At 64.6% G+C, this 19,836-nt stretch carries 13 protein-coding genes; 2 read left to right on the top strand and 11 right to left on the bottom strand.

Annotated features, from left to right (window positions below; genetic code table 11):
- Positions 1–37 precede the first annotated feature (37 nt).
- From addA to AC1D05_RS14495, 11 genes are all read right to left on the bottom strand, one after another.
- Entirely contained in the window at positions 38–3,550 is a 3,513-nt protein-coding gene (addA, locus tag AC1D05_RS14545; RefSeq protein WP_477441468.1) for a double-strand break repair helicase AddA, read from the bottom strand.
- On the bottom strand, positions 3,547–6,681 hold the full coding sequence (addB, locus tag AC1D05_RS14540) for a double-strand break repair protein AddB (RefSeq protein ID WP_477441467.1): 3,135 nt from the start codon (positions 6,679–6,681) through the stop codon (positions 3,547–3,549). Before addB ends, addA begins: the two co-directional genes overlap by 4 nt.
- A complete protein-coding gene (locus AC1D05_RS14535) occupies positions 6,678–7,424 on the bottom strand; it encodes a nucleotidyltransferase family protein (RefSeq protein WP_477441465.1) in 747 nt (248 codons plus the stop codon). Before AC1D05_RS14535 ends, addB begins: the two co-directional genes overlap by 4 nt.
- Positions 7,421–8,932: a tRNA (adenosine(37)-N6)-threonylcarbamoyltransferase complex ATPase subunit type 1 TsaE gene (gene tsaE, locus AC1D05_RS14530; protein WP_477441463.1), complete on the bottom strand. Its 1,512-nt coding sequence runs from the start codon at positions 8,930–8,932 to the stop codon at positions 7,421–7,423. The genes AC1D05_RS14535 and tsaE overlap by 4 nt, the downstream gene beginning before the upstream one ends.
- Positions 8,933–8,940: 8 nt before the next feature.
- Positions 8,941–11,496, bottom strand: coding sequence for a sensor histidine kinase (locus AC1D05_RS14525; protein ID WP_477441461.1), 2,556 nt, complete (start codon positions 11,494–11,496; stop codon positions 8,941–8,943).
- Between the two features lie 199 nt (positions 11,497–11,695).
- Positions 11,696–13,096 (bottom strand): adenosylhomocysteinase, encoded by a 1,401-nt coding sequence (gene ahcY, locus AC1D05_RS14520; protein ID WP_027040652.1) that lies wholly within the window; start codon positions 13,094–13,096, stop codon positions 11,696–11,698.
- A gap of 181 nt (positions 13,097–13,277) precedes the next feature.
- A complete protein-coding gene (locus AC1D05_RS14515) occupies positions 13,278–13,589 on the bottom strand; it encodes an HPr family phosphocarrier protein (RefSeq protein WP_477441459.1) in 312 nt (103 codons plus the stop codon).
- Complete coding sequence (locus AC1D05_RS14510; protein WP_027032585.1) at positions 13,586–13,987, bottom strand: PTS sugar transporter subunit IIA; 402 nt, start codon at positions 13,985–13,987, stop codon at positions 13,586–13,588. The genes AC1D05_RS14515 and AC1D05_RS14510 overlap by 4 nt, the downstream gene beginning before the upstream one ends.
- A 164-nt stretch (positions 13,988–14,151) precedes the next feature.
- Positions 14,152–14,613, bottom strand: a complete 462-nt coding sequence (locus AC1D05_RS14505) for an HPr kinase/phosphorylase (RefSeq protein WP_477441458.1) — start codon at positions 14,611–14,613, stop codon at positions 14,152–14,154.
- Positions 14,614–14,702: 89 nt separating this feature from the next.
- The gene (locus tag AC1D05_RS14500; protein WP_477441456.1) at positions 14,703–16,487 is read right to left on the bottom strand and encodes a stimulus-sensing domain-containing protein; all 1,785 of its coding nucleotides are present in this window, start codon (positions 16,485–16,487) and stop codon (positions 14,703–14,705) included.
- An 84-nt stretch (positions 16,488–16,571) separates the two neighbouring features.
- Entirely contained in the window at positions 16,572–17,273 is a 702-nt protein-coding gene (locus AC1D05_RS14495; protein WP_010912942.1) for a response regulator transcription factor, read from the bottom strand.
- A 343-nt stretch (positions 17,274–17,616) separates the two neighbouring features.
- Here AC1D05_RS14495 and AC1D05_RS14490 point away from each other — a divergent pair, with 343 nt between their 5' ends.
- Together AC1D05_RS14490 and arfB are read left to right on the top strand one after the other, a co-directional pair.
- On the top strand, positions 17,617–19,227 hold the full coding sequence (locus tag AC1D05_RS14490) for a phosphoenolpyruvate carboxykinase (RefSeq protein ID WP_477441454.1): 1,611 nt from the start codon (positions 17,617–17,619) through the stop codon (positions 19,225–19,227).
- A 97-nt stretch (positions 19,228–19,324) separates the two neighbouring features.
- The gene (arfB, locus tag AC1D05_RS14485) at positions 19,325–19,762 is read left to right on the top strand and encodes an alternative ribosome rescue aminoacyl-tRNA hydrolase ArfB (RefSeq protein ID WP_477441452.1); all 438 of its coding nucleotides are present in this window, start codon (positions 19,325–19,327) and stop codon (positions 19,760–19,762) included.
- Positions 19,763–19,836: the final 74 nt, after the last annotated feature.

The raw sequence follows: 19,836 nt of genomic DNA, 5'->3' as shown, positions 1-19,836 counted from the left end.
TGGTGGTTGTTACGCCCTTCTTCAAGCAGGCCTTGTGTCACGCTCCTGTGAGTCGGGCAAGGGCGTCATCCATGGCCCTGGCCGGCAGTTCGATCAGCCGTGGCGCTTCGGTAAACAGCAAGGCCGCCTTGACCTCGCGCCCGGGATAAAGCGGCTGCAAGAGGGCGCGATAGAGTGCCAGCTGCAGCAGATAGGCCGATGGAACCTCGGCCAGCGAGGCGGGCGCCGGCCGGTTGGTCTTGTAGTCGACGATCGAAACCGTGTCCGCAGTCACCGCCAGCCGGTCGATCTTGCCGGAAATGGAGCGCTTTTTGCCCCTCACTTCCAGGCTGCCCATGATCGCCACCTCGGCGCGCGACGATGGCGCGAACAATTGGCCGAGGCGAGGGTCGGCAAGGATGGCGATGACCGATGCCAGAGCCTTTTCCCGCTCTGACGGCGGCCACTCGGCACCTGTTCGCGCGAGATAACGCTCGGCTGCGCCTTCGCGTCCGCCCTCGGCAAGGCCGGGCAACATCTGCAGCAGTTTGTGCAAGGCGAGCCCACGCAGCACGGCAAAGCCCGGCTCGGCCTCGGCGTCCAGCACCGGTGAAGCCTTGTCGACCACCGCTTCCTTGCCCTCGTCGATCAGCGCCGAGGCGCCGGATGGCGACAGCGGCCGCGGCAGGTCCTCGAAAGGCGGCAGGGGCCGGAACAGGGTCACCGGCAACGGGCCGAAAGCATTGGCCTGCCGCGCCTGTTCGTCGGTGCCCGGCGCGACGGGCGGCAGCTTGGTGACGTGGAAACGATGCACCGGCTCGCCGCCGGAAGGATGCGGACGCTGTTCGCTCTCGGGCGCACCGATCAGCGCACGGCTGACGATCGAATGCCAGGTGCCGGTGTTCGGTGCCCGCTTGCCATGATAGCCGCAGACGATCAGCCGGTCCTCGGCGCGGGTCATGCCGACATAGAGCAGCCGACGGTATTCGTCGTCTGCGAGTTCCCGTGCCCGTGCCGCTGCCGCCTTCGAAAAGCCGTTGGCGACATCGCTGGCAGAACGCCAGAGATAGCCTTTGCCGTCAAAGTTCCGGCCCGAGCCGTCGAAGGGCATCAGCCGTGGCAGATGCTGGTCGCTGAATGGGGCCGAGCCGCCATCGACCAGGAACACCACCGGCGCCTCCAGCCCTTTGGCGGCGTGCACGGTCATGACGCGAACCTCGTCGCGCGTCTGGTCCATTTCGCGCTTTATCTCGGGGCCGGCATTTTCCAGCGTCGACAGAAAAGCTTCCAGCCCGGGCAGGCCGGTCCGCTCCTCGGCCAGGCAGAAACTCAGGAACTCGTCGAGAATATCGCCGGCTTCCGGCCCGAGCCTGGCGATCATTTTTCGGCGCACGCCATCGCGTGCCAGCAAGCCGGCATAGAATTCGAACACTGGCCTGAAGGCGGCCTCATCAGCCCAGAGATCAAGTTGGGCAACGACCTTTGCCAGGGCTTCGTCGTCGGTGGCGTGCTGGCGCAGCGATGCGGCCAGGGACAGGCCGGGCAGCCTCTGCGCGGCGAGCGTGAACAGTGTCTCCTCCGGCAGGTCGAAAATCGGGCTGCGCAGCACGGCGGCGAGCGACAGATCGTCCTGCGGCTGGATCAGCAGATGGCCGAGCGCGATCAGGTCCTTGACGGCGATATGGCCGGGAAGGCTCAGCCGGTCGGCGCCGGCGACCGGAATGTCGCGGCGTTTCAAGGCGCGGGTCAGTGCATGGACAAAACTGTCGCGCTTGCGCACCAGCACCAGCACATCGCCCGGCCGCAGCCGCTTGCCGCGGCCCTCGATGATTTCGCCCTTGCCGATCCAGCCGGCAATGGTGGCGGCGACATTTTCGGCAACGCGCACCGCCGGTGCGTGAGCATGGTCGATCGCTTGCGTCCAGTCGTCGGGCTCGTCGACCACATCGGCGCCGATCGACGGCCAGACCTCGACATAGCCCGGCGCATCGGTGCGGATCGCCTTGTGGCTCAGCGGATCGGGATCGTGGCTGATGCCGCGCCGCACGATCGGATCGGCAAAGACGCGATCGACGGCGGCGAGCACGTCGTCGGTCGAGCGGAACGACCAGGTTAGCTTGAGGTCGGCAAAAGATGCCTCGGCATCGCGCACCCTGCCGGCGAACAACAGCCGGCTGTCGGCGAAGGAATCCGGGGCCGCACCCTGGAAGGAATAGATCGACTGCTTCTCGTCGCCGACGGCAAAGACCGTGCGGTGAACCCGATCGCGTGCACCGAAGCCGGCGAAAAATTCCTCCGCCAGCCGCTTCACCACCTCCCATTGATCCGGGCTGGTGTCCTGCGCCTCGTCAAGCAGGATGTGATCGATGCCCTGGTCGAGCTTGTATTGCACCCAGGGGCCGGCATCGGGCCGCGCCAGAAGGTTGACGGTGCGGGTGATCAAATCGTTGAAGTCGAGAAAGCCGCGGCTGCGCTTCAGCACCTCGTAGCGGGCGATCAGCCAGTCGGCGATGGTCAGCGCAGCAGCCGTGCCTTCCAGCATCCGGAACAGCGCCAGGCGGTCGACGGTTTCGATGATGGCGCTCGATGCCGAGAGGTAGCGCTCGGCGAGATCCGGCAACCGATCGGTCAGCGCTTTCTTGAAGGCCTTTGACGGATCGTAGGGATCGCCATCGGTCTTGAGGAAGGCTCGGGCGAGCAGTTGCAGCCGGCGAACGGGATCGCTCTCTGCGAAAGCCTGGCGCGCATAAGGCAGGATGTTGTTCAGCACCGATCTGGCGTCGGTGGCCTCGGCGGCCTGGGCAAAGCCGGAAAAATAGTCGGGCAGGAAGCCTGGCAGCGGCCAGACCGATGCCGCCAGGCCCTCTGCGCTCTGGCCGGGTTGGAAATGGAATTCATCGAACAAGGGCTGGAAGCCGTCACGCCCGACCGCATCGAGGAACTGTCGCAACCCGTCGCGCTTGCGCACGATCTCGCCGAGCAAGGCATCGAGCCCGGCTTCGCCGCCACGTTCCAGCACAGTGGCGAAGGCGTCGGCCAGATCCGCGTTGCCGGCAGTCGTACCGGAAATCATCTCGCGGCGGGCAGTGGCAAAAAGCGACGCCTCCATCTGGCTGTCGAGCATCTCGAAATGGGCAGGGATGTTGGCTTCCAGGGGGAACTGGTGAAGCACGGATTCGCAGAAGGCGTGGATGGTCTGGATCTTCAGCCCGCCGGGCGTCTCCAGCGCCTCGGCGAACAGGCGCCGCGCCCGGCGCATGGTGTCGCGGTCGGGCCGGCGCCCCTCCAGCGCCTCGATCTTCGCGGCCAGCTCGACGTCGCCGAGAACCGTCCAGTCCGACAGCGTGGAAAACACCCGGTTCGACATGTTGGCGGCGGCGGCGCGCGTATAGGTCAGGCACAGGATCTTCGACGGGTCGGTGCCGTTGAGCAGCAGCCGGATGACGCGCTGGGCCAGAACATGGGTCTTGCCGGAGCCGGCATTGGCAGACACCCAGGCGGAATTCTGCGGATCGGCGGCGCGGGCCTGGCTGTTGGCGGTGTCGCTCGGGATGGGATAGGCCTTCTTCATGCCTCCCCTCCCTCGTCGCCGGCGTCGCCGCCGGCCGACCATTCGAGCACGCGGGCGAGATGGTCGTAATCGCCGTCGGTCTCGCCTTCGCGAAACGGCAGCGCGCGCGAGAGATAGCCGGTCTCAGGCTCAGCATAATGGATCAGCAGCTTTTCCAGCCGCGCCCAGGCTTCTTCGGCAAGATCGGCGGCGGTCCTTGGCTGGCGGTTGTGTTCAAGGATGGACTCTTCGAACACCTCGCCATTCGGCTTCAACCTGATGAAGGCCAGTTGCGACGGTTCGCGCGCGCCCAAATCCTTGAACGCGCCGCGCCGCAGCAGCGCGCCCTCCAGCGCCAGCTGCGGCGCCAGCAGCGTGTGCGCCTGCGCCTTGGACGGCGAGGAGCCGGTCTTATAGTCCAGTATGTCGGCCATGCCGCCGGCCAGCAGGTCGACACGGTCGGCATAACCGGACAGCGTGACGCCGGACTGTCCGACGATGGTCTTCCCCGCGCGCTCCTCGGCATGCCGTTGGACCACCGCGTCTGCACGGGTGCGCTCCCATTCGATGATGTTGGCGGCGAGTTTTTCGAAACGTGGCCACCACACCGCCTCGACATCGGCCGGAAGGGTGGCCTCCGCAAAACAGGCACGGCCGGCAGCAATGAGGCTGGTCAGCGCGTCCGGCGCGCGCGGATCGGCCACGCGTGAGGAGAACAGGTGAAGAATGGCGTGGAACAGTGTGCCGCGCTCGGCGGCACCGGGATCGCGGATCACCGGATCAAGCGCCATCAGCCCGAGGATGCGTCTTGCGTAGACGGCGTAGGGATCACGGCGCAACGTCTCGATCTCGGTGACCGAGAAATGTGTTGGACGCACCGACAGCGGCGGTTTCGGCTGCGGCCGTGGCGCGAAATCCCGCTTTGGGCCGGTATCGAGCGCGCGCGCCCAAGTGAGCAACTCGTCGCCGCGCCGGCGCAGGATTGCCGCCTGGTCGTTGCCGATGAAGGTCAAGAGGCGCTGCAGCCAACGCGATGGCACGGCAGGTGCATCGCCGGAACGCGCCGAGCGGGCCAGCACCACGTGTCTCGCGCCCATCGCCATCTGGAAATCATGCGCGGCAAGGCCGATGCGCCGTTCGGGCGGTTCGAGATCGATGCCGGTCTTCATCAGCCGCGACATGAAGCGGTCGCTCTCCGGCTTGCGCGGCCAGACACCTTCGTTGAGGCCGCCGATGACCAGCGTGTCGACATCCTGCAGCCGCGCTTCCAGCGCGCCCCAGATGGCAATGTTCCTGTCGGTGCCTTGCGCCGGCTTGACCGTCTCGGGCGCGATCAGGGCGTCCATCACATCAGGCCATTCGCTCGTCGCGAACGACAGCGAGGCCGAAGCCGCCACCAGCCCGCGCAACAATTCGGCGAGCTTTTCGCCGGCATCGCCGGCATAGAGTTCGCCCAGGCCGCCATCGGCGGAGCGGCCGAGATTTTCCAGGGCCATGACACTGGCTTTGACTAGTGCGGCAAGGTCGGCATCGGCCTGGCCGCGAAAGGCCGAAAGCGGCGTCAGCGCTTCTGCCAGGCGTGCGAGGAGGTTACGTGAATCCTCGATGGAGCGGACGGTCAGCCGGGAAAACCAGAAGGGCGGCCGGCTGTCATCGCCGAGGCCGGTGAGGCGAGCCTCGAACAAGCCCGGCAGCGAAACGATGTCGGGGCGGCCGGTGCCGCCGCGCAGCGCCACCAGTTCGACCAGTCCGGCGGCGTTGCGCACATCGGCGCGTTCGAGGCCGAGGCCGAGCAGCGGATGCTTGAGCAACGACAGCAGGCCGACAGGATCGCCCGGCCGGAACACTGCTTCGAGCGCCAGCCTGAGCAGGCTGGCCGCCGGGCTGTTGGCTAGCGGCGTGCCGCCGGAATCGTCGGCAACGACGCCGAAGCGCTGGAGTTCGACCGAGACGCGCCGCGCCAGCGCGCGGTCGCTTGTGACAAGAGCCGCCCTTTGGCCGGGCTGTTCGACGGCCTGCCTCAGCGCGACGGCGATGGCGACGGCCTCGTCACGTTCACTCGCCGCCTCAAGCAACGTCACATCGGCGAAGGCACCGGCAATATCAGACGCCGAAAACCCGTTGCGCGTCTCGGCCCACAATTCGGTGGTCTCGGCCGGCCGCAACGCTTCTCCGACAAGCGCTGCACGTAGCGCGAGCCGCGGTTCGGCCACGCCGATCTCCTCGACATCTAAGCGCAGCACGCCGATCTTGCCGATCAGCCTGGCCAGGCCATATTGCGGGTGGCCAAGCACGGCCGGCCGCGCGCCGGGTGCGACGAGCGCCTGGAAAGAGGCTTCGTCCAGCGTCTGGTCGAGCCCTGGCAGCACGATGGCGCCGGCAGGCAAGCGGGCGATCGCGGCAAGCAGTTCAGCCGTCGCCGGTATCGAACCGGTCGATCCTGCGGCGATGACCGGTCCGGCTGGCGGGTTGCGGCGTAGTCGCGCCGCCTCGGTGCGGATCAGCGCGCTGCGATGCGCGGCCGGGTTGGAGCGGTCGCTCTCTCTCAGGAATTTCGGCCAGGCATCGGTGACGATACCGAGGAATTCGAGTGTCACTTGCCACCATCCGGCAAGGCTGCCAGTCACCAGGTCCTTGAGCTTTGCCCAGTCCGTGCCTTCGGTCTCGATCTCATCCATCAGCCCCGCAAGATCCCGCGCCAGCCAGATCGCGTCGGCGGTGGAGGCGGGGATGACGATTTCCTCCGCGAAAAGTTTGGCCACATGCTCCGGCAGCCGGCGTTTCCACGCCCGCACCAGTGGCGTCAGCAGCAGCAGGCGCTCGGTTGCCGAGATCGGCGGCGCAAGGTCGATTGCCGCCGATGGTTCGGCGTCGAACAGGGCTTCATCCTCGTCGAATTCGCCGAGTGGACGGATGACCGGCAGGATCGCCGAACCGCCACCGCCGCGTGCGTTCAAGCTGTCGACGAAGACACCGCGCAAGGCGCGCGCGGCGCGGCGTGTCGGCACATAGATGGTGACATCGGCCAGAGCGAGCGGGTCGCCGTCGAAACGAAATCCGGGAATCAGGCGGCCGGCAAGCAGCGCCTCGGCAAGCGTCGGCAGGAACGGCGCTCCGGGGGGAATGGAAAAAACGCGGCTCGAGCCGCTCATTGCATCTCGGCTAGCGCGCCGGCGACGGCTTCTTCCGCCAGCGGGATGGCATCGGGTGTGCCGACGGTGATCCAGTGGCCGTGCATCGGCATGCCGAACAGCCGGCCGGCGGCAATGGCTTTGTCGAAATAGGCGTTGAGCGAATGCGGTTCGGCCGATGCGTCCTTAAACAGGCGAGGATGGATGATCGCCGCGCCGGCATAGATCAGCCCAGCGAGATCGCCTTTCGAACGCCGCAAGGCACCGTCCGGCGCAACCAGGAAGTCGGTGGAGCCGCAGTGTCCTGTCGCCTGATGGAGATCCGCCAGCATCAGCAGAATATCCATTTTCGCGGCGTCCCATGCAAGGGCAAGGCGGCCAAGATTGAGCGGACCGTGGTCGATCCAGAACGTGTCGGCATTGAGGATGTAGAAGGGCTGCTCGCCGAGTTCCGGCAACGCCTTGACGATGCCGCCGGCGGAATCGAGCAACCGGTCGCTCTCATCGGAAATGACGATCTTCGGTGCTCGACGCGCCGCGACATGGGCGACGATCTGTTCGGGAAGATAGTGGACGTTGACCACGGCCTTGGCGACGCCGGCGGCGGCGAGACTGTCGAGGCCCCAGTCAAGCAACGTCTTGCCGGCGATCCTGACCAGCGGCTTGGGGATGGTGTCGGTGATCGGCCGCATGCGCTTGCCAAGCCCGGCGGCGAGTACGATTGCAGTTTTGGGTACGATGAAAGCGTCCGGTCTTGCTGTCACAGCGTTCGTTCCTCGAGCAGCCCGTGCGCGTGATAGAAATCCCGCAGGCTGGCGAGCGCCGGGTGGGACAGCGCCCGGCGCAGATAGTCGCGGATGCGCGGCAGGTGCTTCAGATAATAGGGTTTGCCGTCGCGCTTTTCGAGCCGCACGAAAATGCCGAGAATCTTGGAATTGCGCTGTGCGGCCATGATTGCGTAGGCTTCCAGAAAGCTTGGCTCGTCGAAAGCGCCGGCTGTATGACGCGCCGCTAAATAGGCGTCGAGCGTCCGGTTTTCGATTTCGGGCGATAGGGTGACGCGGGCATCCATGGCCAGGGAAGCCACGTCATAGGCTGAAGGCCCGATCAATGCATCCTGGAAATCGACGATGCCCAGCCGGTCATGGCCGGCGCGGTCGCCACGCCAGACAATGTTGGGCGAATGGAAGTCGCGCAGCATCAGCGTGTATTCGCTGCCTTGCAGCCGGTCGAAAAGCGTGTTCCATTCCCTGGCGTAGCCAGTGCGCAGATCGTCGCTGGCCGGGCCGCCCGATATGGCCGGCACATACCAGTCGACCAGCAGATCGGCTTCGATCATCATCGCATCGCGGTCGAAGGGCGGCACCTCGTGGAAGCTGCCGGGCCCGGCTTGCAGGCGCTGCAGCCAGGTCTGGCCGTGCATCATGGCCAGCAGCTCGGCGGCGGCGGCGTAGCGTTCGGCTATGGGCTCGCCGTCCTCGCCGAGAAATCCTTCAGTACCGAGATGTTCGAGCAGCAAAAACCCCTGGTCCTGATCCTCGGCATGGATTTCCGGAACGCTGACGCCGCCGGCCATCAAGGCCCGGTCGATGGCGACGAAGGCGGAGACCGACTGGGCGGTGTGGGCGATCACCGCATAGGGTTTGCCGTCACGCACGGGCGGGCCGAGCACCAGTCGCGGCGAGTTCATCAGCACGCGCGGCTCCTGGCCGGCCAGCGTGACGATCTCATAGGAGCGGGCCGAGGCGTCGCCGATGAAATGGCGCCGCCGCGCTTCGCCCCAGCCGGCATCTTCCAGAAAACCGCGCATGGCCAGCGATCGCGCCGCACGGTCGAATGCCGCCCCCTGGCCGGACAGTCGCGCCAGCCGGCCATCGCCATGCTGGAGAAGCTCGATCAAGAGCGTTGTCTTGGGCAGATAACCTTCGGCCCGCTCGGGCCATTCGACGAGGGCAGCGCCTTGTGTCAGCGCTTCGTCGAAGCCGAGTTCATCGATCTCGGCCGCCGAGGACAGGCGGTAGAGATCGAAATGATGCACAGGAATACGCGTGTCGTAGCTCTGCACCAAAGTGAAGGTCGGGCTTGGCACGTCGAGGCTGGAGTCGTCCGCCAGCGTCCGGATCAGGGCCCGTGCGAGAGTGGACTTGCCGGCGCCGAGATCGCCCTTGAGGGCCAGCACGTCGCCGGCACGCAGGGCCAGCGCCAGATCTTCGCCCAATCGCGCTGTCTGTGTCTCATCGGTGAGCAAACGCTCCAGCACCAGGCCCGTCATCGAGCGCGCTACTCGGCCGCGGCGCGGATGCCCGGCATGTCGGGGAAGGTGCAGATGACGGTCGTGCCCTTGTCCTTGCCGGTTTCGATGCGAACGTGGCCACCATGCAGTTCGACAAAGCTCTTGACGATCGACAGGCCGAGCCCGGCACCGCGCCGGCGGCCGCCATTGGTACGCGGTTCGAAGCGGCGGAACACCGAATCCAGAACATCCGGCGGCATGCCGGGACCGTCGTCATGCACCGAGAATTCCACCCCGTCCGCCAGATGGCGGCAGGCGAGGCGGATGGTGCTGGCTTCCGGCGCGTAGTTGGCGGCGTTGCTGAGCAGATTGTAGAGGATCTGGCGGATGCGGATTTCGTCGCCGTGGAACGTCTTCGGCGCAGCAGCGGCATCGACCTCGAGCCGGATCGAATGTTCCTGCAGCCGGTCGGCAACGAGTTCCGCAGCCGCCGCGATGGTGCGGTCGACATGCACCTCGGAAATGTCGAGCTGCATGATGCCTGCGTCGACTGTCGCAAGATCCAGTATATCGTTGACGATGGTGAGCAGCACCGAGGAGGACGAGCTGACATGCTCGACATATTCACGCTGCTTTAGATTCAGCGGTCCGGTCGTCGGCAACGAGAGCAGTTCGGTGAAACCGATGATGTTGGTCAGCGGCGAACGCAGTTCGTAGGACACGTGCTGGACGAAGTCGTTCTTGAGCTGGTCTGATTTTTCCAGCGCCTCGTTCTTGTCCTTCAGCGCGCGTTCGACATTCACGCTGTCGGTGACGTCGACGAAGGTCATCATCACTTGCCCGTTGGGCAGCGGAATCACGGCGTAGCGCAGCACGATGCCGTTGTTGAGCTCGGTCTGGCCATGGCGTTCGCGGCGCTCGTCGTCGAACCCGGTGATGGCGGCAACGAAGCCAGGCCAGGGGCTGTCGACCGCCTGCCGGTTGCTAAGATCACGGATCGTCGAGACGTGCACATTGGGCTTGGCAGCGTCGCCACTCAATCCCCAGAGCGTGGCAAAGGCCGGGTTCGACAGGCGGAGCCGACCATCAGGCCCGAACACCGCCACGCCTTCGGCGAGATTGTCGAGCGTCTCGCCTTGGACCCTCACCGCTGTGCGATAGCGGCTTTCCAGGTCCATCTTCTCGGTCAGGTTCTCGAACACCCAGGTGACGCCACCCTTGGGCTGCGGGTTGGCGACGACGCGGATGGTCTTGCCGTCAGGCAGATGCCACCAATGTTCCTGCGATTCGACCGCGCGATAGGCGCCGAGCAGGCCTTCCTTCCAGCGGCGCCATTCGGGCTGCTCGGCGATCTTGCCTTCGCTGCGCAGCCGGTCGAGCAAAAGCGCGTTGTCAGGCGCGCTGTGCAGGAAGCCGCTGTCGAGGCCCCACAGTTTCTGGAAGGCCTGGTTGAAGAAGCGCAGCTTCTCGTCGGTGTCGAAGATGGCGACGGCGGTGTTGAGCTGGTCGAGCGTGTCGGCGTGGCTGCGCACCGTGCGCTCATATTCGCCGCGGATGGTCTCGATGGCGCTGGTGTCGCAGGCAAGGCCGGCTGAACCGTCGGCGCCGGCGAAGTCGGTCACCGCGAACACCCGGCGGTCGCCTTCGATCACCGTGGAGAGCGATTGCTCGAAGACCGGATGCAGTTTGTGTTGGGCGCCGATCGCCTCGCGTGCCTGGCCGCCGAGGAATTCCTTGGCGTCGCGGACGGCGGCTTCGGCGCTTTCGGCTTCGACCGCGTCGGCATAGGCCCGGTTGACCCATTTCAGGCGTCCGTGCTCGTCGCGCAGCCATGCCGGCATCTTCAACGCTTCGAGCAGGCCGATCATCGTGTCATGGTCGGCGGCCAGCCGCTGGTTGTCGATTTTCAGCCGGGCCTGGCTGCGCTGTGTCTCGGAAAGCGAGACAAACCGCACCAGTATGTGCGCGGCGCTCTTGCGGCCATGCACCTCGAGCGGAGCGCCGGCCTGCGATTCGATGACCAGGTCGAACGGCCTGGCCTTTTCGCGCAAGCCCGCAATGGCATGCTCGAGCGCCGCCGCCGAGCGCGGCATCAGCCAACGGCCGAAGGCCAGAAATGCCGCCCGGTCCTCTGGCGCGCCGCTTTCGACCGGCAATGTGCCAATGAGTTCGGGCTTCTTGTTTTCCGAGGCCCAGACGACCACACGCTGGTCGCGCAGATTGAGCAGCGCTTCCGAACGGCGCAGTGCCGCGTTGACGTCGGCGACGCGGCTTCTCAGTTCGACATTCTCCGCCGAGGTGCGGGCCCGTTCGCGGATGAGAACGATCGCCGACAGGAATGCCGCACCCATCACGCCTGCGAACACGGCAAGCTGCATGACTTCGACCGTGTTGATCGACAGGCCGGCGGTGGCCACGGCGGGGTTATCGGCATGCGCCACGGCGCTCGCCAGGGGGCCGGCCAGCGCGGAGCTGGCCAGGAACAAGCCCGCGCGGGCACGCCACGAAAGGCGCCCGCCCTGAATGGTCGAGCTTACGGTCCCCGAATCGTCGTGGCCGCCGGAAACGGCCGATCCCGCTCCGTGCGGGTTTTGCCCCGGCATGTCTTGGTCCTCTCCGCCGCCTGAATGCAAGACCGCCCTGATACGCGCCTCTCTGATCCCCTCTCGGGCCGGAAGCGTCGCGAATCACCTGACAATAAACCCTCGCCGAATCGCCGTGAAGGCTGATCGCGCGCAAAAATAAAGCCGGGCGAAAAGTCAATCGCCCGGCGTCAATATCTGGTAGTAAATTTAGCTTTGGTTAATAGCGGTAGTGTTCCGGCTTGAACGGACCCTGCGGCGTGACGCCAATATAGGCGGCCTGCTCACCCGACAATTCGGTCAGGCGGGCGCCGAGCTTGTCGAGGTGCAGGCGCGCGACCTTCTCGTCGAGATGCTTGGGCAGCACATAGACCTGGTTCTGGTACTGCTCGCCCTTGCTGAACAGCTCGATCTGCGCCAGCACCTGGTTGGTGAAGGATGCTGACATGACGAAGCTCGGATGGCCGGTGGCGTTGCCGAGATTGAGCAGGCGGCCTTCCGACAAGAGGATCATCCGCTTGCCGTCCGGGAAGGTGATCATGTCGACCTGCGGCTTGACGTTGGTCCATTTCAGATTGCGCAACGACGCCACCTGGATCTCGTTGTCGAAGTGGCCGATATTGCCGACGATCACCATGTCCTTCATCGACCGCATGTGGTCGAGGGTGACGACATCCTTGTTGCCGGTGGTGGTGATGACGATGTCGGCGGTCGGAGCCGCGTCTTCCAGCGTGACGACTTCAAAGCCGTCCATCGCCGCCTGCAGGGCACAGATCGGGTCGACCTCGGTGACCTTGACGCGGGCGCCGGCGCCCTTGAGCGAAGCCGACGAGCCCTTGCCGACGTCGCCATAACCGCAGACGACAGCGACCTTGCCGGCCATCATCGTGTCGGTGCCGCGACGGATGCCGTCGACCAGCGATTCCTTGCAGCCATACTTGTTGTCGAACTTCGACTTGGTGACCGAGTCGTTGACGTTGATGGCGGGGAAGGGCAGCAGGCCCTTCTTCTGCAACTGGTAGAGCCGGTTGACGCCGGTGGTCGTCTCTTCGGTGACGCCGCGGATAGCAGCCTTCTGCTTGGTGAAGAAGCCCGGCGAAGCCTTCAGGCGCTTCTTGACCTGGGCATAGAAATATTCCTCTTCCTCGCTCTGCGGGTTGGACAGCACGTCCTCTCCGGCCTCGGCGCGGGCACCGATCAGGATGTACATGGTGGCGTCGCCGCCATCGTCGAGGATCATGTTGGAGAGGCCGCCGTCGGTCCACTGGAAGATCCGGTCTGTGTAGTCCCAGTACTGCTCGAGGCTCTCACCCTTGACGGCGAAGACCGGAATGCCGGCTTCGGCGATCGCCGCCGCCGCATGGTCCTGGGTCGAGAAGATGTTGCAGGAGGCCCAGCGGATATCGGCGCCGAGCGCCTTCAGCGTCTCGATCAACACCGCGGTCTGGATGGTCATGTGCAGCGAGCCGGTGATGCGCGCGCCCTTCAGCGGCTTCTTGGCGCCGAATTCCTCCCGGCAGGCCATCAGGCCCGGCATTTCGGTTTCGGCGATATCGAGTTCCTTGCGGCCCCAGCCGGCAAGCGAGATGTCGGCGACCACATAATCCTTGCTACCCGTCATGGCAGTGCTCCGATGCGAATTGTTATGCTGCGAATTGGTTGCGGATGCGCCCGCGCCGGTCGGCGCGTCGAAGGGCGCGAATTGCCGGCCTGACTAGCAGATCGGCATCGAGACGACAATGGGATATAAAGAAATCTTTATCCCTGCATGTCTCTTGGACATGCTTGGGCGGTATGCGAGATCAGCATTCCTCGCCGAAGCGCGACGCGACAAGCTGCTCCAGCGCGTCCATGACCTCGAGCGCCTCCGGCCCGCTGGCGGTGACGCGGATCGAGTAACCCGGGCTGGCGGCCAGCATCATCAGGCCCATGATCGAGGTGCCGCCGACCTTGACGCCGTCCTTCTCGACATGGACCGCGGCGTCGAAGCCGCTGGCGAGCTGGACGAATTTCGCCGAGGCGCGCGCATGCAGGCCGCGCTGGTTGACGATCGGAAACTCCCGGGTGATCTGATCTTTGGCGATCTCGTCCTTTTCCGGGGATAGCGCGTTCATTTGCTGCTCAGAAGCTGGCTGGCGACATTGATGTATTTGCGGCCGGCGGCCTGCGCCTCGTCGAGCGCGGCCGCCATGTTGTCGCCCTTGCGGATCGAGGACAGCTTGATCAGCATCGGCAGGTTCATGCCGGCGATCACCTCGGTGCGGCCGGATTCCATCACCGAGATGGCGAGATTCGACGGCGTGCCGCCGAACATGTCGGTCAGCACGATGACGCCCGTTCCGGTATCGACACGGGCGACAGCGTCGACGATGTCGCGGCGACGCTGTTCCATATCGTCGTCGGCACCGATCGCCACGGTTTCGAAATTGTCTTGTGGCCCGACGACATGTTCGACGGCATGTCGGAACTCGGTGGCCAGTTGACCGTGCGTTACAAGCACGAGTCCGATCATTCTTTGGTGGCTCCCGTCATCGCCGCTTCACAGGCGCATTTTATGCTCGCCAGCCATTCCAGGCGGCGGGAGCGCTATCTTGTCGACGCGCGGCCCGTTGACAAGCCCAAAATTGCGCCGGCCCATGCCATTTTGACGCATTGCAGCAAAAAACCCCGGGCGGATCATAGAAAAGGCATGATGGAGAGCCGCGCCATCACGGCGGGCAGGGCCGTGGCGGCGTTACGCTCGGCAAGGTCGATACGCGGCACCAGGCAGCCTGCGACCGGCTCGCTGATTTCCTCCTGGAAACGGGCCATCTCTGCCTTTGGCACCAGCCTCACATGCAGGTCGATCACTCCGCACGGCTCGAACGGCAGCGGGCGCGGCATGAACCCAGGTACTTCGGCGAGACCGGCGATGGTCGCCGGCACGCGACAGACCAGCCGCCCGGCGCGGGTCGTGGCAAGCAGCCTGTCGTCGCCGATCAGCCGCGAGAACAACCCACGCGCGCGACAATGGTCCAGCAGTGTCAGCGCCAGCGTCGTCTTGCCGGCGCCGGACGGCCCGGTGATAAGGACGCCGCGCTCGCCGATCAGGATCGCGGTTCCGTGAATGTTTTCGGGTTGCACAACTGGATCAGGCAAGATCATGCCCGATCATGTCTTTGGCTGAAGCATGATCTCTGGACGAACGGAACCGTTCGTCCGAGAAAACTGGTGTTCACTTTTCGGGATCATGCTTCGGCCGGCAGCGTCACGACGAAACGCGCGCCCTTGATCTCGCCGGGCTTGGTGCCGGGGATGTTCTCGGCGGTCAGCGTGCCGCCATGGGCCTCGACGATCTGCCTGGAGATCGACAGGCCAAGGCCCGAATTCTGGCCGAACGCCTCGCCGGCCGGCCGGTCGGTATAGAAGCGTTCGAAAATGCGGTCGATGTTGTCGGCGCGGATGCCGGGACCATTATCGTCGACGGTGAGGATGTTGAACTTGCCGGCGCGCGCCAGCGACAGGCTGATGTGGCCATGGTCCTCGGGAACGAAGGAGCGGGCGTTCTCGATCAAATTGGTGACGACCTGGCCGATGCGCAGATCATGGCCGACGACGATATAGCCTTTGACGCCCTGCGGCAGCTTGGCGACCTTGAGCTCGATCTCGACCGCTTTCTTGTTGCGCGTGGCTTCACGCGACACAGCGACCAGATCGGTGATGAATTTTTTAAGATCCACGGTTCCAGCGTCTTCGCGCGCGAGTTCGGCGTCGAGACGGGAGGCGTCGGAAATATCGGTGATGAGCCGGTCCAGCCGCCGGACGTCATGCTGGATGATGTCCATCAGCCGGCTACGCGAATTGTCGTTCTTGGCCAGCGGCAAGGTTTCCACCGCGCTGCGCAGTGACGTCAGCGGGTTCTTCAATTCATGCGACACATCGGCGGCGAAGCTTTCGATCGCCTCGATACGGGCATAGAGCGCATTGGTCATGTCGCGCACGGCGATTGACAGATTGCCGATCTCGTCCTGGCGGTCGGAAAAGTCGGGGATTTCCTCGCGGCTCTTGACGCCGCGCCTGACCCGCACCGCCGCCGCCGACAACCGGCGCAGCGGATTGGCGATGGTCGAGGCCAGAAGCATCGACAAGATGGCGGTGACGAGTGCCGCGATGCCGAACACGCGCAGGATCGCCTTGCGCTCGGCGGCGACGATCTTGTCGATGTCACCGCCTTCGGTCGATAGCATCAAGACGCCGAGAACGGCGCGGAAGCGCTGGATCGGCACCGCCACTGAAACGATCTGCTCGCCCTGTTCCGAGACGCGCACGATGGTCGACGGGCTGCCGGTCAGCGCCTTGACCACTTCCGGGAAAGCCGCGCCGTTACCGCCCGGCTGCTCGTGATAGACTGGCAGGTCGGTGTTGCGGAAGAAGTCGAAAATGAACTTCTGGACGCGCTCGACAAGGTCGGGCTCTTCTTCTTCCACCGGCGGCAGGTCATAGCGCAGGATTTGGCCGCGCGAATAGAGATGGCGCGAATCGAGCAGCAGATTGGCGTCGCGGTCATAGATGCGGGCCCGCGTCCGGGTCGGCGAGATCAGCCGCCGCAACACCGGCGCGACACGCTCGGGATTGATCGGAAAATCCAGATTGTCGAGCTGGTCCGAGCCAGGCCCAAGGCTTTCGCCGGCCTGCAGCTCGAGCAGCTTTTCCGGATCGATGCTGATCGAATCGGTCTCGACCGTCGCCGATGCCGCGATCGCGCCGGCGATGATCTCGCCCTGCGTCATTAGGCTTTCGACGCGGGCATCGATCAGCCCGTCGCGGAAGGTGTTGAGGTAGAGGATGCCGGTGACCAGGACAGCCAGGCCGGCAAGGTTGAGGAACAGGATGCGCCGCGTCAGGCTGGAAAAGATGTGATGGCCAAGGAAGCGGCGCATCGGCACCGTGATTTTCGACACGAAGGACGGCATGATACGCGACGGCCGCCTGGCGGCGCCCGTCGGCCTGCTTCGTTGTGCTTCCACTGCCATCGAATAGCAGTCCCTGCTTAGTCTTCGGTTTGACGCATGTCGCAGCCCCTGGACCGGGACCGCGTTTGCTCGACATACATCAAATTACGCTTCGCGGAACCGGTATCCGACTCCGTAAAGGGTTTCGATCATCTCGAAGTCGTCGTCGACAGCCTTGAACTTCTTGCGCAGTCGCTTGATGTGGCTGTCGATCGTGCGGTCATCGACATAGACCTGCTCATCATAAGCCGAATCCATCAGCGCATCACGGCTTTTTACGACACCGGGGCGCTGCGCCAGCGAATGCAGGATCAGGAATTCGGTGACGGTGAGCGTCACCGGTTCGCCTTTCCAGGTGCAGGTATGGCGTTCCTGGTCCATGACCAGCTGGCCGCGCTCGAGCGAGCGGGCCTGCTGGCTGGGCGCCTTTGCCGCAGCCTCGCGGGCGCTGGCACGGCGCAGCACGGCGCGCACCCGCTCGACCAGCAGGCGCTGCGAGAACGGTTTGCGGATGAAATCGTCGGCGCCCATCTTGAGACCGAACAATTCATCGATCTCATCGTCCTTGGAGGTCAGGAAGATCACCGGCAGGTCGGACTTCTGGCGCATCCGCCGCAAGAGCTCCATGCCGTCCATGCGCGGCATCTTGATGTCGAGGATGGCAAGATTCGGCGGACGCGCCGCCAGGCCTTCCAGCGCGGACGCACCATCCGTGTAGGTCTCGACGCGATATCCCTCGGATTCGAGGGCGATCGACACCGACGTCAGAATGTTGCGGTCGTCATCGACAAGCGCGATTGTTGCCATTTCAAGCGGCTCCCTCATGAGCTGTCCCTTCTTTCGTAGAGAAGGGGCTTTTGCAGGACAAATTAGGTACAAAATGTGGCATAGGCCTTGTCCGCTGTCACGCGCGGGGCGCCGCAGGCCACAATCCTACCTCGACATGGATTGGACGAACGAACATCGCCAATCCTTTGGGCAACCGTGAAACTTTTCGCATATATAAACGATTTAAACAACTTTCAAAATATTTAAATCGATTAATGATTTGATATCATTTGGCTTTTCTGGTTTTGACCATCTCAGCCTGCGTAGCGGGCGTGCCGGAAAGACGCCGGCAAAGATGCGGAAAATCGAAGAAGGGACACCAATGTCGGAAGTCGGCAAACGCAATCCTGCTTGCCCGATCGATCGTATCGGCCTGAAAACCACCGGCGTGGTGCGCTACAATTTCGGTGCGGCCGCCCTTTACGAGGACTCGATCCGGCGCGGCGAGGCCCGGCTGACCGCGCATGGCGCGCTGGTCGCCGAGACCGGCCAGCACACCGGCCGTTCGCCCAAGGACAAGTTCGTCGTCCGCGACGCAGCCACCGAAGCTGAAGTCTGGTGGGACAACAACAAGGCGATTTCGCCTGCCCAGTTCGAGACACTGCTTGCCGATTTCCAGGCGCATGCCGCGGACAAGGATCTCTACGTGCAGGACCTGGTCGGTGGCGCCGATGCGGAGTTGAAACTCCCCACCAGGGTGATCACGGAATTTGCTTGGCACTCGCTGTTCATCCGCAACCTGCTCATCCGTCCGGACAAGGCCGAGCTCGACCAGTTCGTGCCCGAGATGACGATCATCGACTTGCCGTCCTTCCGCGCCGATCCTGCCCGCCACGGCAGCCGCACCGAAACGATTATCGCCGTCGATCTCATCCGCAAGATCGTGCTGATCGGCGGCACCTCCTATGCCGGCGAGATGAAGAAGTCGGTGTTCACCATGCTCAACTATCTCCTGCCGCAGAAGGGCGTGATGCCGATGCACTGCTCGGCCAATGAGGGGCCGGCCGGTGACGCCGCCGTCTTCTTCGGCCTGTCGGGCACCGGCAAGACGACGCTGTCGGCCGATCCGTCGCGCACGTTGATCGGCGACGACGAGCATGGCTGGGGTCCGCACGGCATCTTCAACTTCGAAGGCGGCTGCTACGCCAAGACGATCAAGCTGTCGGCCGAAGCCGAGCCTGAGATCTTCGCCACCACGCAGCGCTTCGGCACGGTGCTGGAAAATGTCGTGCTCGACGCCGACGGCGTGCCGGACTTCAACGATGGCCGCCTCACCGAAAACACCCGCTGCGCCTACCCGCTCGACTTCATCCCCAATGCCTCGAAGACCGGGCGCGCCAGTCATCCCAAGAACATCATCATGCTGACCGCCGATGCCTTCGGCGTGATGCCGCCGATCGCGCGGCTGACCCCGGCGCAGGCGATGTATCATTTCCTGTCCGGCTACACCGCCAAGGTCGCCGGAACCGAGAAGGGCGTCACCGAGCCTGAAGCGACGTTCTCGACCTGTTTCGGCGCACCCTTCATGCCGCGCCATCCGTCGGAATACGGCAATCTGCTGCGCGAGCTCATCGCCAGCCATGGCGCCGATTGCTGGCTGGTCAACACCGGCTGGACCGGCGGCGCCTACGGCACCGGCAAGCGCATGCCGATCAAGGCGACGCGCGCTTTGCTTGCCGCCGCACTCGACGGCTCGCTGAAGACAGGCGAATTCCGCACCGACGCCAATTTCGGCTTCGAGGTACCGGTGGCCGTGCCTGGTGTCGACAACGCCATTCTCGATCCGCGCTCGACCTGGGCCGACAAGCCTGCCTATGACAGGCAGGCTGCAAGACTGGTCGGCATGTTCGCCGTCAACTTCGAGAAATTCGAGCCGCATGTCGATGCAACCGTCATGGGTGCGGCGCCCCGCATGCAGGAAGCGGCGGAGTAACAGCCAAACCGCTCGGCATCATTGCCGCTCGGCACCAGTGAAGGCCCGGTTACGATCGGGCCTTTTCTTTTTCACGCCGCCGCGCCATGACTGCGGCATGCCGATCGACGACAACATCATCATTGCGGACGAAGCCGTGATCCACCCGGGCGACCTGCACGAGGATTTCATCCGCTCGTCGGGTCCGGGCGGCCAGAACGTCAACAAGGTGGCGACCGCCGTGCAACTGCGCTTCGACGCGGCCAACGCGGCCGGCCTGTCGGAGCGCGTGCGCGCGCGCACGATCAAGCTTGCCGGCCAACGCGCCACCAAGGACGGCGTCATCGTCATCGAGGCCGGTCGCTTCCGCACCCAGGAACAGAACCGGGCGGACGCCCGGGCGAGGCTTACGGCTCTGGTCGCCAAGGCCGCCGAGCCGCCGCCGCCGCCGCGCAAGAAGACGCGGCCCTCGAAAGGCTCGGTGGAGCGGCGGCTGAAGAGCAAGGCAGGGCGCGGGACCATCAAGAAGCTGCGCGGCCGGGTGGAGAACGATTAAGCACCAGCGGTCGGGCCGTTTCGAGACGGTAAAATCAAGGCACCGCGCATCCGAAAGGACGCGCGGCGTTTTCG

Source organism: Mesorhizobium sp. P2_E9, assembly GCF_056403815.1.
This window is presented reverse-complemented; position numbering and strand designations above follow the sequence as displayed.

Bases quoted from the DNA above. Each gene is read 5' to 3' on its own strand.
- addA (WP_477441468.1), bottom strand. From the start codon at position 3,550: ATGAAGAAGGCCTATCCCATCCCGAGCGACACCGCCAACAGCCAGGCC.
- addB (WP_477441467.1), bottom strand. From the start codon at position 6,681: ATGAGCGGCTCGAGCCGCGTTTTTTCCATTCCCCCCGGAGCGCCGTTC.
- tsaE (WP_477441463.1), bottom strand. From the start codon at position 8,932: ATGACGGGCCTGGTGCTGGAGCGTTTGCTCACCGATGAGACACAGACA.
- AC1D05_RS14525 (WP_477441461.1), bottom strand. From the start codon at position 11,496: ATGCCGGGGCAAAACCCGCACGGAGCGGGATCGGCCGTTTCCGGCGGC.
- ahcY (WP_027040652.1), bottom strand. From the start codon at position 13,096: ATGACGGGTAGCAAGGATTATGTGGTCGCCGACATCTCGCTTGCCGGC.
- AC1D05_RS14515 (WP_477441459.1), bottom strand. From the start codon at position 13,589: ATGAACGCGCTATCCCCGGAAAAGGACGAGATCGCCAAAGATCAGATC.
- AC1D05_RS14510 (WP_027032585.1), bottom strand. From the start codon at position 13,987: ATGATCGGACTCGTGCTTGTAACGCACGGTCAACTGGCCACCGAGTTC.
- AC1D05_RS14500 (WP_477441456.1), bottom strand. From the start codon at position 16,487: ATGGCAGTGGAAGCACAACGAAGCAGGCCGACGGGCGCCGCCAGGCGG.
- AC1D05_RS14495 (WP_010912942.1), bottom strand. From the start codon at position 17,273: ATGGCAACAATCGCGCTTGTCGATGACGACCGCAACATTCTGACGTCG.
- AC1D05_RS14490 (WP_477441454.1), top strand. From the start codon at position 17,617: ATGTCGGAAGTCGGCAAACGCAATCCTGCTTGCCCGATCGATCGTATC.
- arfB (WP_477441452.1), top strand. From the start codon at position 19,325: ATGCCGATCGACGACAACATCATCATTGCGGACGAAGCCGTGATCCAC.